Source organism: Bradyrhizobium sp. Leo78, from assembly GCF_059512425.1.
The window spans coordinates 24,635-37,951 of record NZ_JCAMOT010000007.1 but is presented as its reverse complement, the minus strand read 5'-3'; the positions used below and the strand labels follow the sequence as shown (position 1 = coordinate 37,951).

Annotated in this window: 14 protein-coding genes; 12 read left to right on the top strand and 2 right to left on the bottom strand. The window is 61.9% G+C overall.

Annotated features, from left to right (window positions below; all coding sequences use genetic code 11):
- Positions 1-16: 16 nt before the first annotated feature.
- The 4 genes from AC5ZG1_RS11140 (at position 17) to AC5ZG1_RS11125 (ending at position 3,844) form a co-directional block, all read left to right on the top strand.
- The gene (locus tag AC5ZG1_RS11140; RefSeq protein ID WP_496132875.1) at positions 17-1,252 is read left to right on the top strand and encodes an ABC transporter substrate-binding protein; all 1,236 of its coding nucleotides are present in this window, start codon (positions 17-19) and stop codon (positions 1,250-1,252) included.
- A gap of 19 nt (positions 1,253-1,271) precedes the next feature.
- Positions 1,272-2,042, top strand: coding sequence for an SDR family oxidoreductase (locus AC5ZG1_RS11135; protein ID WP_496132874.1), 771 nt, complete (start codon positions 1,272-1,274; stop codon positions 2,040-2,042).
- An 86-nt stretch (positions 2,043-2,128) separates the two neighbouring features.
- On the top strand, positions 2,129-2,842 hold the full coding sequence (locus AC5ZG1_RS11130; RefSeq protein ID WP_496132873.1) for a GntR family transcriptional regulator: 714 nt from the start codon (positions 2,129-2,131) through the stop codon (positions 2,840-2,842).
- Between the two features lie 27 nt (positions 2,843-2,869).
- The gene (locus tag AC5ZG1_RS11125; protein ID WP_496132872.1) at positions 2,870-3,844 is read left to right on the top strand and encodes a tripartite tricarboxylate transporter substrate-binding protein; all 975 of its coding nucleotides are present in this window, start codon (positions 2,870-2,872) and stop codon (positions 3,842-3,844) included.
- An 11-nt stretch (positions 3,845-3,855) separates the two neighbouring features.
- Here the strand turns inward: AC5ZG1_RS11125 and AC5ZG1_RS11120 are convergent, their stop codons facing one another.
- Positions 3,856-4,488, bottom strand: a complete 633-nt coding sequence (locus tag AC5ZG1_RS11120; RefSeq protein WP_456641950.1) for a GntR family transcriptional regulator — start codon at positions 4,486-4,488, stop codon at positions 3,856-3,858.
- Positions 4,489-4,627: 139 nt separating this feature from the next.
- Here AC5ZG1_RS11120 and bioB point away from each other — a divergent pair, with 139 nt between their 5' ends.
- The 4 genes from bioB to AC5ZG1_RS11100 are packed head-to-tail and all read left to right on the top strand — an operon-like array spanning position 4,628 to position 8,743.
- Positions 4,628-5,626, top strand: coding sequence for a biotin synthase BioB (gene bioB, locus AC5ZG1_RS11115; protein WP_496132871.1), 999 nt, complete (start codon positions 4,628-4,630; stop codon positions 5,624-5,626).
- 47 nt (positions 5,627-5,673) lie between these two features.
- Positions 5,674-6,828 carry an 8-amino-7-oxononanoate synthase gene (locus AC5ZG1_RS11110; protein ID WP_496132870.1) on the top strand — a complete coding sequence of 385 codons (1,155 nt, stop codon included), beginning with the start codon at positions 5,674-5,676 and terminating at the stop codon, positions 6,826-6,828.
- Positions 6,825-7,457: a dethiobiotin synthase gene (gene bioD, locus AC5ZG1_RS11105; RefSeq protein ID WP_496132869.1), complete on the top strand. Its 633-nt coding sequence runs from the start codon at positions 6,825-6,827 to the stop codon at positions 7,455-7,457. The genes AC5ZG1_RS11110 and bioD overlap by 4 nt, the downstream gene beginning before the upstream one ends.
- Positions 7,454-8,743: an adenosylmethionine--8-amino-7-oxononanoate transaminase gene (locus AC5ZG1_RS11100; protein WP_496132868.1), complete on the top strand. Its 1,290-nt coding sequence runs from the start codon at positions 7,454-7,456 to the stop codon at positions 8,741-8,743. The genes bioD and AC5ZG1_RS11100 overlap by 4 nt, the downstream gene beginning before the upstream one ends.
- Positions 8,744-8,759: 16 nt before the next feature.
- On the opposite strand, the gene AC5ZG1_RS11095 is transcribed toward AC5ZG1_RS11100, so the two are convergent.
- On the bottom strand, positions 8,760-10,262 hold the full coding sequence (locus tag AC5ZG1_RS11095; RefSeq protein ID WP_496113903.1) for a UbiD family decarboxylase: 1,503 nt from the start codon (positions 10,260-10,262) through the stop codon (positions 8,760-8,762).
- 102 nt (positions 10,263-10,364) lie between these two features.
- On the opposite strand from AC5ZG1_RS11095, the gene ubiT reads away from it, so the two are divergent.
- Genes ubiT through AC5ZG1_RS11075 form a run of 4 tightly spaced genes read left to right on the top strand, consistent with a single transcriptional unit; the run spans position 10,365 to position 13,273 of the window.
- Entirely contained in the window at positions 10,365-10,916 is a 552-nt protein-coding gene (gene ubiT, locus AC5ZG1_RS11090) for a ubiquinone anaerobic biosynthesis accessory factor UbiT (protein WP_456642023.1), read from the top strand.
- 2 nt (positions 10,917-10,918) lie between these two features.
- The gene (ubiU, locus tag AC5ZG1_RS11085; protein ID WP_496132867.1) at positions 10,919-11,896 is read left to right on the top strand and encodes a ubiquinone anaerobic biosynthesis protein UbiU; all 978 of its coding nucleotides are present in this window, start codon (positions 10,919-10,921) and stop codon (positions 11,894-11,896) included.
- Between the two features lie 57 nt (positions 11,897-11,953).
- Positions 11,954-12,901 carry a ubiquinone anaerobic biosynthesis protein UbiV gene (gene ubiV / locus AC5ZG1_RS11080; protein ID WP_496132866.1) on the top strand — a complete coding sequence of 316 codons (948 nt, stop codon included), beginning with the start codon at positions 11,954-11,956 and terminating at the stop codon, positions 12,899-12,901.
- 18 nt (positions 12,902-12,919) lie between these two features.
- On the top strand, positions 12,920-13,273 hold the full coding sequence (locus AC5ZG1_RS11075; protein ID WP_130576525.1) for a hypothetical protein: 354 nt from the start codon (positions 12,920-12,922) through the stop codon (positions 13,271-13,273).
- Positions 13,274-13,317: the final 44 nt, after the last annotated feature.

The window sequence follows — 13,317 nt, the reverse complement described above, 5'->3', positions numbered from 1 at the left end:
GCGGAGGAGAATCGTCATGACTGGAAGGAACCGAACCACAGTGACGCGGCGAACGCTGCTTGTGGGCGCGTCCAGCACGCTGATCGCATCCCGCGCGTGGGCACAGCATCCACCGGAGGTGAAGGTCGGCTTGCTGGTGCCGATTTCCGGGCTCTATGCGCGCCCGGGAACGGTCATGCGTGAGGGCGCCGAAATGGCTGTCGATCACATCAATGCCCAAGGCGGCATCAAGGCGCTCGGCGGCGCCAAGCTGAAACTGGTGGTGCTGGATTCCGGCGACACCACGGAAAAGGCCAAGAATGCCGCCCAGCGCATGGTGGCCCAGGAGTTTGATCTGGTCGCGGCGAGCGGCGCCTATCTCTCCTCGTTCACGCTCGCGGTCACCGAGGTGACGGAGCGCGCCAATCTGCCCGTCCTCACCCTCTCCTACTCGGACCTGATCACCGATCGCGGCTTCAAATACGTTTTCCAGACCTCGGCAACGGCGGGCTCGCAGGCTCGCCAGGCGCTGCCGCAGATCATCAAGCTGGCGGAGACGGCTTCCGGCAAGCGGCCGAGGTCAGTTGCGATCCTCACCGACAATACGGCGGCTTCCATCGCATCCGCGAAATCGATGCGCGAGGGCCTTTTGGCGGAAAACCAGTTGCAACTGATCGTCGACGAGACGTTCACGCCGCCACTCGCGGATGCGACGTCGCTGGTGCAGAAGATACGCTCCGCGAAGCCCGATCTTCTATTCTTCCTGCCGACCGTGATTTCGGACGCGAAACTGCTGCTGGAAAAGATGAACGAGTTCGGCCTCGGCCAAGGCAAGGTACCGACCATCTCGTTCGGCATCGCGATCGCCGAACCGGACATGCTGCAGACCGTCAGCCCGGAGCTGCTTCAAGGCGTCCTCACCTGCGTCGCAAGCTGGGGCGCCAAGGGACACGAGGCGCTGATCGCCAAGCTGAAGAGCCGCTACAAGGAGCCATGGATGACGCAGAATGCGATCTCCACCTATGGCGACATGTGGGTGATCAAGGACGCACTGGAGAAGGCCGGCAAGGCTGACCGCGTCGCCGTCGCCGAAGCCCTGCGCAACATGGATGCCGGTCCCTCGAAATACTACCCGCTGGGCGAGATCAAGTTCGACGACAAAGGCCGCCGCGTCGGCGCCGGCATGACCATCGTACAGTGGCAGTCTGGTGTCCCGGTGACGGTGTTCCCGCCGGAGCTTGCACTGGCGCAGCCGTTCTGGCCGAAGAGCTAACAGGGGGAAACGCCGCGCGATGAAGGACAAATGGGCACTCGTGACCGGGGCAACCGCGGGCCTGGGATTGGCAGTGGCGGAAAGCCTTGCCGGCGCGGGGGCCAATATTGTCCTGCATGATCTCGTCGCGCCGGACGAATCCGCTGACCGGTTGCGCGCGCAATTCGGCGTCGACGTGATCACTGCGGGAGCCGACCTGTCGCAGCGCTCCGCCATCGAGGCCATGCTGGCCGACCTGCTTCGCCGCTGCGGCGCGATCGATATTCTCGTCAACAATGCCGTGGTCCGGCATTTCTCTGATCTCGAGCACTTTCCACCGGATCAATGGGAGCACGCGCTGGCGGTGAACGTGTCTGCGCCCTTCCACTTGATCCGCCTTACGCTACCCGCCATGAAGCAACGCGGCTGGGGCCGCATCATCAACATGGCCTCCATCTATTCGACCCGCGCGGTCGAAGATCGCATCGACTACGTCACCACCAAAACGGCAATCCTCGGTATCACCCGCGCCGTCGCGCTCGAAACCGCGCGCACCGGAATCACTTGCAATGCGGTCTCCCCAGGGACGCTGCCGACCCCGGCCATCCAGAGCAAGATCGCCTCCATTGCTGCCAAAACCGGCGAGTCCCTGGAGCGCGCCACGGAAAAATACCTCGCGGAGCGCCAGCCGTCCGGCCGGTTCATCGGGATGGAAGCCGTTGGCGCGCTGGTGGTGTTCCTCTGCGGCGCAGCCGCACAGGACATCACCGGGGCTAGCCTGCCGATCGATGGAGGCTGGTCAATCGCATGAATAAAGCCGATTTCGAGAGAGCGACAAATGCTGATTCTGCCGGTAAATCGCTGGTGAACCCGCGATAGAACGAAGGCATCTCGCAAATGGACCGACGCGCCGAACTGCAGTCCACGCTTCGCATCGAAGCCGTCCCGACCGTCAGGAAGATGGTCGCGCAAAAGCTGCGCGAGGCGATCATGTCCGGGACGCTTAAACCCGGCCAGCGGCTGGTCGAGCGCGAGCTGTGCGAGATGATGGGCGTCAGCCGCCCCTCGATCCGGGAGGCGCTGCGGCTGCTGGAAGCTGACGGACTGGTCAACACGGTCCCCCACCGCGGCCCGGTGGTCAGCAGGATCAGCCTCGAGGAGGCCCGGCAGCTCTACGCCGCACGTGCGGTGCTGGAAGGGTTTGCAGGCCGCGAATGCGCCCGTCTGCACGATCCCGAAGTGGTGCGCCGGATCGGCGATGCCTTGACTCGGCTGAAAACCGCGGCCTCGAATCAAGACCTCACCGGCTGTCTCGAGGCCAAGACCGACTTCTACGGCGCGCTGATCGGCGGCTGCCGCAACGCCTTTATCGAGCGCATGCTCAAGCCGTTGCATGACCGGATCACGCTGCTGCGGATCACCTCGATGTCGCAGCCGAAGCGGATCAACAAGAGCTTGCGCGAGGTCACGGCGATCTGGCGCGCCATCCAGAGCGGCAACGAGGAACTCGCCGAACGGTGCTGCGTCGATCACGTCAACGCCGCGGCTGTCGCCGCGCTCGACATGATCGAGCGGACAACAGCCAAGGAAATGACGCTTCCCGACCCATAGGCGAAGCGCAAAGGGAGGGAGCGCGTGATGATGTCTTTGGTACGATCGCTGGTCTTGCTTCTGCTGCTGTCGCCGTGCGCGACGGCATTCGCGCAGGACTATCCCTCCCGCCCTATCACCATGATCGTGCCCTTCTCGGCCGGCGGTCCCGGTGACGTGATTGCGCGAATTCTCGGCAGCGCGATGAGCGCAACGCTGAAACAGTCGATCGTGATCGAGAATGTGGTCGGCGCCGGCGGCACACTCGGCACCAACCGCGTCGCCAAGGCGGCGCCTGACGGTTACACGCTGCTGCTGATGCATGTCGGTCAGGCGACCGCCCCGTCGCTCTACGCCAAACTGCCGTTCGATCCGGTCGGCGACTTCGCCATGATCGGCCTCGTCACCGACGTGCCGATGATCCTGGTCGCGCGGCCGAACTTTCCCGCCAAGGATCTGAAGGAATTGGTCGGGCGGATCCGCAGCGACGGCGACAAGGTCACATTCGGCAATGTTGGCCTCGGCTCCGCCTCGCAGCTCTGCGGCCTGATGTTCATGAGCACGACCGACACCAAGCTCACGTCGGTCTATTACAAGGGCGGCGGGCCGGCGCTCAACGACGTCATCGCGGGCCATATCGATGTCTATTGCGATCCGGCTACGGGGCCTACGCCCTATATCCAGTCTGGCACCATCAAGGGCTATGCGATCACCAGCAAGAAGCGCGTCGCCACGCTGCCGGACGTTCCGACTTCAGCGGAAGCCGGCGTTCCCGCCTTCGATGTGACCACCTGGTATGCCCTCTACGCACCCCGTGGCACTCCGAAGCCCGTGGTCGACGTGCTGGTCAGTGCTCTACAGACGGCACTCAAGGACCCGCCACTCGTCAGCCGCTTTGCTGAGCTCAGCATGACCCCGGTCGAGACCGAACGCGCAACTCCCGACGCGCTGGAAGCTTTCCTGAAGACCGAAATCGACAAATGGGCGCGGATCATCAAGGCCGCGGGAATCGAGCCGCAATAGGACACTTCCGCTCACGAGGTGGGAATTGCGAGGCGCTCGATGGTTTGGATGTGACGGGCGAGCAAACCACAGGCCTGATCGAGATTACGCGCTCGCAGCGCTTGCAGGATCAAGCGGTGATCCTGATTGGACCGCGGTCGCCAGCCGGCGTTACGGGCCATTGCAAACACCAAGCGAGAATTTGCGAGCTGCAAACCGTCGAGGCTGGCGAGCAGGCGCGGCATCGCGCAAGGAGCCACCAACGCGTGGTGAAAGGCGCGGTTAGCAGCCTCGAAGTCCTGGATCGTCTCGGCGTTGTCTCCCTCGATCAGCGCCAATTCGATCCGCGCCAGATGGGCTGACGTCAATTTCGGCGCCGCGTTCCGCAACGCGACGACTTCGAGCGCCGCACGCATCTCGGCAATTTCCTTCACCGAGTTGGTATCGAGCGGCGCAACGCGCACACCGCGACGGGGCACAGCGACGACAAGATGTTGAGCTTCCAGTTGCCGAAACGCCTCGCGTACCGGGACGTGGCTTGAACTGAATTCCCGCGCAATGTGGTCCTGCCGGAGCGGCGCATCCGGCTGCAGTGCGCCGCTGATGATGCGCGCGCCGATTGACTCGGCAATGCGTCCCGCTGTCGTTGTATTCTCGTCGGCCATCATAGATTATCTATCATAAAATCAGATGCACATGTCCGCGCCCTCAGCTAGCATCTGCTTCTAGGCCTCGATCATAGATAGTCTCTCAGATTATCTATAATAAGGGTTCCAAGAGAGGGCAAGTCTTATGGTTCATGCCGTGGAAGCGAAACAAAGCAACACCTGCGATATCGAAGCGGTCCGCACCGACTGGGACCGCGCTGAGGCCGAAGCGCTCTACGCCCTTCCCTTTCCCGACTTGATCTTTCAGGCCCAGAGCATTCATCGCGAGCATTTCGATCCGAACCATGTCGAAACGGCGAGCCTGCTCAGCATCAAGACAGGTGGCTGTCCGGAAGACTGCGGCTACTGCTCACAGAGCGCACATTACGACACCGGCCTGAAGGCCACGCGCCTGATGGACCACGCGGATGTGATTGCAACCGCTGAGCGCGCGAAGGAGGCAGGCGCCACCCGCTTCTGCATGGCCGCCGCCTGGCGCAATCCGAAAGACCGTGACCTCGAGAAGGTCTGCGATATGGTCAGCGCGGTGAAAGGCCTCGGCATGGAGACCTGCGTCACGCTCGGCATGCTGACGCCCGACCAGGCCGCGCGGCTCGCCGAAGCTGGGCTCGACTTCTACAATCACAATATCGATACGTCGCCCGAGTTCTACGACAAGATCATCACGACCCGCACCCTGGAGGATCGCATCGATACGCTGGCACATGTACGAGACGCCGGCATCAAGATCTGTTGTGGCGGTATCATCGGCATGGGTGAACACGTTGATGACCGCCTGGGCATGCTGGTTCTGCTCGCCAATCTACCCGTTCATCCCGAGAGCGTGCCGATCAACCTCTGGAACGAGGTCAAGGGCGTTCCGGTCAACGACACCGCGGAGCGGCCAGATCCGATCGCGCTGGTGCGACTGATCGCGGTCGCCCGCATCCTGATGCCGAAGAGCGTGGTGCGGCTTTCCGCTGGACGGCAATACATGACCGACGAACTCCAGGCGCTGTGTTTCCTTGCTGGCGCGAACTCCATCTTCATCGGCGATGTCCTCCTGACCACCAAGAACCCGCAGCGCAATCGCGATGCGAGTTTGCTGCAGCGACTCGGCATGAGATCCCAGCTTGGCCAGAGCCACGTCGCCTAGCCCCCTCTCAACTTGCCCAACTGATCGCCTGTCCGGGACACGAGGCAATGAACGCAATCCATGCAGACAAAACTGTCAGCTATCACTCCGCCTTGCAGACCTTGAAGAATGATGACCGGCTGCGCGGCCTCAAGCCGCGCGCAGGCATCGATTTCGTGTCGAACGACTATCTTGCGCTGGCGAGCGCGCCGCGCATGAGGAACGCTGTCGCTGCCGCACTCGAGGCCGGCACACCGATCGGAAGCGGCGGGTCACGGCTTCTGCGCGGAAACTGCGCGGAGCACGAACAGCTCGAAGCAGACGCTGCCAGGTTCTTCGGAGCCGAGACGTCTCTATTTTTCGGCGGCGGATATGTGGCAAACTTTGCGCTTCTGACAACATTGCCGCAACGGGGCGACCTGCTCGTGCTCGATGCTCTCGTTCACGCCAGCATTCATGAAGGAGCGCGCGCTGGCCGGGCTGAGTATTGCGAGAGCGCCCACAATGACCCGAAGTCGGTTGAGGACAGGATTTGCGACTGGCGAGCGAAAGGCGGAATGGGCCGCGTTTGGATCGTGGTCGAAAGTATCTACAGCATGGACGGCGATTTCGCGCCGCTTGAGGAACTCGCCGCAATCGCAGACCGGTACGATGCATTCCTGGTCGTGGATGAGGCTCATGCCACCGGCGTCTACGGTGCGCAGGGTCGCGGACTGACCGCCCCCTATGAGGGGCGCGAAAACCTGATTGTCATTCATACTTGCGGCAAGGCGTTGGGTGCAGCCGGTGCAATCGTCACTTTGACCCGCGTGCTGCGCGACTTCATGGTCAATCGTTGCCGTCCGTTCATTTTCGCTACCGCTCCCTCCCCCCTGATGGCTGTTGCTGTGCAGGAAGCGCTATCAATCCTGCAGCAGGAACCTGACCGACAGCAACGTCTGGCCAGCCTGGTCGCGTTCACGCATCGAGAGCTCTCCGTGCGCGGCAGCCAAAGTCCTTCACGCTCGCAGATCGTGCCCTATATCGTTGGCAACAACGCCCGTGCGATGGCTCTGGCGGCTGCGTTGCAGGCTCGAGGCTTCGACATCCGTGGAGTCAGGCCGCCAACCGTACCGGCAGGCACAGCACGGTTGCGAATTTCCATAACCCTCAACGTCGGCGAGAATGATGTGCGGGCGATGCTCGATGCCCTGTCCGAAGAGACAAGGGCCACGCCCCCATGAGCGAGCGGATCGTGGTGACTGGCACGGACACCGGGATAGGCAAGACTGTCTTCGCGGCAGGCCTCGTCGGTTTCCTCGGCGCCAAATATTGGAAGCCCGTTCAAGCGGGTCTCGACGGGGAGACCGATTCTGAGCACGTCGCGCGGTTGGGAGCCTTCTCCTGCGATCGCATCGTGCCAGAGCGTTACCGTCTCAGAACACCGGCCTCGCCCCATCTGGCTGCTGAGATTGACGGGGTTGGTATCGACACGGAGTCACTCCACGTGCCCGATACCGGTGCGTGCCCGCTTGTGATAGAGGGGGCGGGCGGGCTGATGGTGCCGCTTAGCCGCAGCACATTGTACATCGACATCTTTGCGCGCTGGCAGATTCCGGTCCTTCTTTGCGCGCGCACCTCGCTCGGCACCATCAATCATTCGCTGCTGTCGATCGAAGCGCTGAGACGTCGCGGGATCGATATTCTCGGGATTGCATTCATTGGCGACGAAAACGTCGATACCGAGAACACGATTTGTAGGATCGGACGGATACGGAAGCTTGGACGATTGCCCTGGCTTTCTCCTCTGGGCCCGGACGCGTTGCGGACCGCCTTCGAAGGCTCATTCAACCGCGATGATTTCAAGCCATGATGCACGAGAAGCGGTCGCGAATCTGGCATCCATTCACCCAGCATGCGCTGCAAGGCGTGATGACAAAGATTATCCGCGGCGAAGGCGCCTATCTTTATACCGCAGACGACCGTCGTATCATCGACGCAATCGCATCCTGGTGGGTGGTGACCCACGGCCACTGCCATCCGCAAATCGTAAGCGCCATTCAGAAGCAGGCGGAGCAGCTCAACCAGATCATCTTCGCTGGCCATACTCACGAGCCGGCCGAAGAGGTCGCTGACCTGGTTCTGAAATTGGCCCCCCGTGGCCTCGATTACGTGTTCTTTTCCGACAGCGGCTCGACCAGCGTAGAGGTCGCGCTTAAAATGGCACTCGGCTATTGGCACAACATCGGCGAGCCGCGCTCGCGCATTGTCGTGATGCAGCACTCCTACCATGGCGACACGGTGGGTACGATGTCGGTCGGCGCGCGGGGTGTGTTCAACGCGGCATACGAACCATTGCTGTTCGATGTCACCTCAGTGCCGTTTCCGGAGCGCGGCCACGAACAGGTAACGCTTGACGCACTTGAAGCTGCGTGCCGCAACGACAATCCGGCAGCCTTTATTGTGGAGCCGCTGATCCTGGGCGCAGGCGGGATGCTGATGTATCCAGCGTGGGTGCTGAGAGAGATGAAGCGGATTTGTGAGGCTTCTAATGTCTTGTTCATTGCCGATGAGGTCATGACCGGTTGGGGCCGGACTGGAACATTGTTCGCGTGTGAACAGGCTGACGTGTCGCCTGACATCGCCTGCTATTCCAAGGGTCTCACCGGCGGATCGCTTCCGCTCGCGGTGACACTCTGCCGCGCCGACATCTTTGACGCACATTATTCGAAAGATCGTACGCGGACCTTCTTTCATTCGAGCTCATATACGGCCAACCCGATCGCCTGTGCAGCAGCGAAGGCGAACCTGGATCTTTGGCAAGATCCGGACGTTCGAAAGCGCATCGCATCCGTGGCGGAAATGCAAGAAAACGGAATTGAACGATTTCGCGCGGACGCACGCTTCAAGAACGTTCGCCGGATCGGCACCATCACAGCCCTTGATTTGGCCGTACCCGACAGCGGCTACCTCGCTCACATTGGCCCGAAGCTCCAGGCCTTTTTCCGCGATCGCAATCTCTTGCTGCGGCCACTCGGTAACACGATTTACGTCATGCCGCCGTATTGCGTTACAGCGGCGGACCTCAATGAGATCTACGCCGGCGTGAGCGATGCCGCCGATGCGCTAGTCCCCGAGAAACCGGGTCTGATCTCCTGAGAAGACCGGCAAAGGTCTATCCACCCAGACCTAGGTCCGGCCACATAGCGTCGACTCGTGCCGTCACGGCGGGGTCCATGGCCAGCACTTCACCCCAGGCCCTCTCGGTCTCCGGCTGCATCTTTGCCGTCGCATCGATGCCGAGTTTGCCGCCAAGACCGGGCTTTGGCGAGGCGAAATCGAGGTAATCGATCGGGGTATCGGCAAGCGTGACGAGATCGCGTGAACTGTCGCTTCGCGTTGCGACCGCCCACATCACCGCTCGCCAGTCGCGGATATCGATATCGCCGTCGACGACGATGAGAAACTTGGTGTAGGTGAGCTGGGGCAACATCGACCATAGCCCGAGCATCAGGCGCCGCGCCTGCCCTGGATAACGCTTGGAGATCGCGACAACCGCGATCCGGTAAGAACACGCCTCCGGCGGCAGCCAGAGGTCGATGACTTCCGGAAACTGCTGCTGCACCAGCGGCAGGAACAGATGATTGAGCGCCTCGCCGATGCGCGATGGCTCATCCGGCGGACGTCCGGTGAAGGTCGAGAGATAGACCGGGCTGCGCCGCCGCGTCAGCGCCGTCACGCGGAACACCGGAAACTCCTCGACGGAGTTGTAATAACCGGTGTGGTCGCCATAAGGACCCTCGGGCGCCGTTTCCGTCGCGGACACATAACCTTCGATGACAATTTCGGCCGTGGCGGGCACCGAGAGCGGAACGGTGATGCAGCGGACCAGATCCAGCCGCTGCCCGCGCAGCATGCCGGCCAGCCGCAGTTCGGAAATGGATTCCGGCGCAGGTAAGACTGCAGCCAGCATGGTCGCAGGATCGGCGCCGATGACGACAGCAACCGGCATGTCCCGGCCAAGCTTTTTCCACTGATCGTGATGACGGGCACCGCCGCGATGCGGCAGCCAGCGCATGATGGCGCTGTCGCGGCCCAGCACCTGCATCCGGTAGACGCCCATGTTGTCCTGGCCCGAAGCGGCTGGCTCGGGCGGCGCAGTTATGACCAGCGGCCACGTGATCAGGGGCGCCGGCTCTCCGGGCCAGCAGACCTGGGTCGGCAGAATGCCGAGGTCTATGGCGTCGCCGGTTGCGATACATTCCTGCACCGGCGCCGCTGAAATCGTGCGCGGCCGGGTCGCCAGCGCGGCCCGTGCAAGGGGAAGCTTGCGCCAGGCATCGATCAGGTTCTGCGGCGGCCGCGGCGCGCGCAGTTCGGCCATCAGTTCGCCAAGCTCTCTCAGCCGGTCGGGCCGCACGCCAAATCCCCAGGCCACCCGTTCGATCGTACCGAAGAGATTGGTCAGCAGCGGTATATCCGAAGGAGCCCCATCCGCCCTGATCGGCCGCTCGAACAAAAGGGCCGGTCCTTCCTGGCGAAGAACGCGACGATGAATTTCCGTGATGTCGTGCACCACCGAGACCTTCTCGCGAATGCGTCGCAATTGCCCCTTACTCTCGAGAAAAACCAGAAAGTCGTGCATTTCCTGAAAATGCGGCACGTCGCGGCGCAGCAAGAGGCTTCTCCTTAAGACACAGAGACTCCTATGCAGCAAAATTCCAGGTCTTCTTTGTTCTTGCGCAAACAATGCCCGGGATCATCGCTCTATTCTGACACAATGAACTTTTCGAAAGTGCCCCCGACTGCGCCGTCACCGTTGCCGGTGCCTCCATTGCTGGCGCTTGCTGTGCGCCCGTTGCCGCTGCTGCCGCTTCAGACCGTACTCACGGTCGTGCTGCTTCGCATTTGCAGGGAACATCCGAGGATCTTCGACAGGCTGGGCGAGCATGCCCGAAAACGATTTGGCATCAAGCCGACCGATCTGCCCTTTGGCTTTCTGCTCGAGCCCGCCCCTTCCCGCCCGCGCCTGTCGGTGGTGCGCAACCTGCCGGATGATGTTGATGCTCGGATTTCCAGTCCGTTGGCCGGGTTATTTGGTCTGGTCGAAGGCCACCTTGACGGCGATGCATTGCTGTTTTCCCGCGACCTTGTGGTGGAAGGCGATGTCGAGGCGGTGCTCGCGCTTCGCAACGCGATTGATGACGCGCAACTCGACCCGATGGCGGAGATCGCCAGCATATTCGGACCACTGGCCGAACCGTTGAAACGCACGTTGCAGATTGCTCGAACGGTGGCCAGCGCCTCAAATCGATCGCACAAAGGGATTTGACGATGGAGCTGATCTGTCCCGCGGGCACACCAGCCGCATTGAAGACCGCGATCGATGCCGGAGCCGATGCGATCTATTGCGGCTTCAACGACGAGACCAATGCACGAAACTTTCCAGGTCTGAATTTCAGCCGCGACGAGCTCCGCGATGCGATCGCCCTTGCCCATCGCCACGGCGTGAAGGTCCTGGTTGCCATCAACACGTTCCCGCGCGCGGGCGCCGTCAGTCTCTGGCATCGGGCGATAGACGACGCCGTCGCGGCCAAGGCCGACGCGCTGATCCTGGCCGATGTCGGCCTGCTGGAATATGCAGCGCGCCGCCATCCTGGCCAACGCCTGCACGTCTCGGTGCAGGCAGCCGCCGCCAACGCGGATGCCATCGCTTTTTACACCGAGACATTCGGCGCCCGCCGCGTCGTCTTGCCCCGCGTTCTGAGCGTAGCGGAAATCGCCGGCATCGTCCGCGAGACGACCTGTGAGACGGAAGTGTTCGTCTTCGGCGGCCTTTGCGTGATGGCCGAAGGCCGTTGCTCGCTGTCATCCTATGCCACCGGCCAATCGCCGAACATGCAGGGCGTATGCTCCCCCGCGAGCCATGTCGCTTATGAACAGGTGGACGGCAGGACGAAGTCGAGCCTCGGCGGATTTACAATCAACAGTTTCGAGATCGGTGAAGCTGCCGGCTATCCGACGCTTTGCAAGGGCCGCTTCACGACTAAACACGGCACCGGTTATATTTTCGAGGATCCCGTGAGCCTCGACGCGGCAACATTGCTTGCCGGTCTGCGCGACGCCGGCGTTACGGCGCTCAAGATCGAAGGGCGCCAGCGCGGCCGGGCCTATGTCGAGGGTGCCGTGCGGCATTTTCGTCAAGCTCTTGACGCGCTGGACTCCGGCCTGCCGATCGATGCCGCGCAACTTGTACCATTCACCGAGGGTCAGGCCACAACTGTGGGTGCCTATCGCAAGACCTGGAGGTAAGTGCCCAGGGCCTCCCTCATTGAACGACTAAAGAAAACCGATCGGAGGAATGGTTTCATGCAGCTCAGCCTCGGCCCAGTTCTTTACAATTGGGCGCCCGAACGCTGGCGCGACTTCTACTTTCGCATTGCGGACGAGGCGCCGGTCAACACCGTCGTGATCGGAGAGATCGTCTGCTCGAAGCGATCGCCCTTCATCGCTCCATATCTGCCTGCGGTCATTGAGCGGCTCCGTGCCGCCGGAAAACAGGTCCTGCTTGGCTCCCTGATCCTGACCTCGCTGCCGCGCGAGCGCCGCCAGATGGCCGAACTCGTCAACACGGCAGAGCTCCTGGTCGAGGTGAACGATCTGACCTGTCTCAAGCCACTTGTCGGTCGCCCTCATGCGATCGGTCCGTTCATCAACATCTACAACGAAGCCAGCGCCGCGTTCCACGCCCAGCGCGGAGCGACACGAATCTGCCTGCCCCCGGAGCTGCCGCTGTCGTCGATCGCGGCGATTGCGGCCGCACTTCCCAACGTCCTGATCGATATCTTCGCCTACGGCCGGGTGCCTCTGGCCATCTCTGCCCGCTGCTATCACGCACGCCTTCACAAGCTGACAAAAGACAATTGCCAGTTCGTCTGCGAGCAGGACCCGGATGGACTGACGCTGAAGACGCTCGATGGCGCCGAGTTCCTGACGGTCAACGGCGTTCAGACCCTGTCGTCCACCTGCGCCAACCTACTGGGCGACGCCGAAGCCTTGCGCGAAGCCGGCGTCGGGTCATTCCGCCTCTCGCCACAGCATTGCGACATGGTCGCGGTCATCAGCATCTTCCGCGCGGTCCTTGATGGCCGCGAGGATGTGGAGAGCGGAACGCGACATCTCGCGCAGCTTTATCCGGACGTGCCATTTTCCAACGGGTTTCTCCACGGAAGAGCCGGCTTTCTTTCCGTTGTACCCGATGCCCGGTCCGGCCAGCCACACCAATTCCGCGAACCGATTAAACCGCACATGCTCTAGCAACCTTTGGGGCCTCATATGGCGATTGCAGCACGGCGCCTACCGCAGGACGGAACCATCGATGTCGTCAACCGGCTGCGGCATGTTCTCACGCAGGTCAACCTGGACTGTACGTGTCAGGATTCTCTGGCTGGGGCCCTCGATCGATTTGCGACGCTTGAAAAACGCCGCTTCTCCCGGCGGCAGCTTGTCCAGGCACGCGACTGCAGAAATCAAATCGCTGCCTTTCTATCGCTTCTATCCGAGCTTGACGCGCTTACCGAGAGCGAACCCGACCGAACCGTGTTCAGAGAGATGGAGCTTGTATTTTCCGAAATCGTCGATTGCGCCTTCGCCGGGGTCTTGGCATTGCGGCAAATCGCGACGGAGTAGGTAGTCACGCGCCGCAGTGGGACACGCTGGTTTCGGACTCGGAG

Bases quoted from the DNA above. Each gene is read 5' to 3' on its own strand.
- AC5ZG1_RS11110 (WP_496132870.1), top strand. From the start codon at position 5,674: ATGAACGCAATCCATGCAGACAAAACTGTCAGCTATCACTCCGCCTTG.
- ubiV (WP_496132866.1), top strand. From the start codon at position 11,954: ATGCAGCTCAGCCTCGGCCCAGTTCTTTACAATTGGGCGCCCGAACGC.
- ubiU (WP_496132867.1), top strand. From the start codon at position 10,919: ATGGAGCTGATCTGTCCCGCGGGCACACCAGCCGCATTGAAGACCGCG.
- AC5ZG1_RS11130 (WP_496132873.1), top strand. From the start codon at position 2,129: ATGGACCGACGCGCCGAACTGCAGTCCACGCTTCGCATCGAAGCCGTC.
- AC5ZG1_RS11100 (WP_496132868.1), top strand. From the start codon at position 7,454: ATGATGCACGAGAAGCGGTCGCGAATCTGGCATCCATTCACCCAGCAT.
- ubiT (WP_456642023.1), top strand. From the start codon at position 10,365: ATGAACTTTTCGAAAGTGCCCCCGACTGCGCCGTCACCGTTGCCGGTG.
- AC5ZG1_RS11140 (WP_496132875.1), top strand. From the start codon at position 17: ATGACTGGAAGGAACCGAACCACAGTGACGCGGCGAACGCTGCTTGTG.
- AC5ZG1_RS11075 (WP_130576525.1), top strand. From the start codon at position 12,920: ATGGCGATTGCAGCACGGCGCCTACCGCAGGACGGAACCATCGATGTC.
- AC5ZG1_RS11120 (WP_456641950.1), bottom strand. From the start codon at position 4,488: ATGGCCGACGAGAATACAACGACAGCGGGACGCATTGCCGAGTCAATC.
- bioD (WP_496132869.1), top strand. From the start codon at position 6,825: ATGAGCGAGCGGATCGTGGTGACTGGCACGGACACCGGGATAGGCAAG.
- AC5ZG1_RS11135 (WP_496132874.1), top strand. From the start codon at position 1,272: ATGAAGGACAAATGGGCACTCGTGACCGGGGCAACCGCGGGCCTGGGA.
- AC5ZG1_RS11125 (WP_496132872.1), top strand. From the start codon at position 2,870: ATGATGTCTTTGGTACGATCGCTGGTCTTGCTTCTGCTGCTGTCGCCG.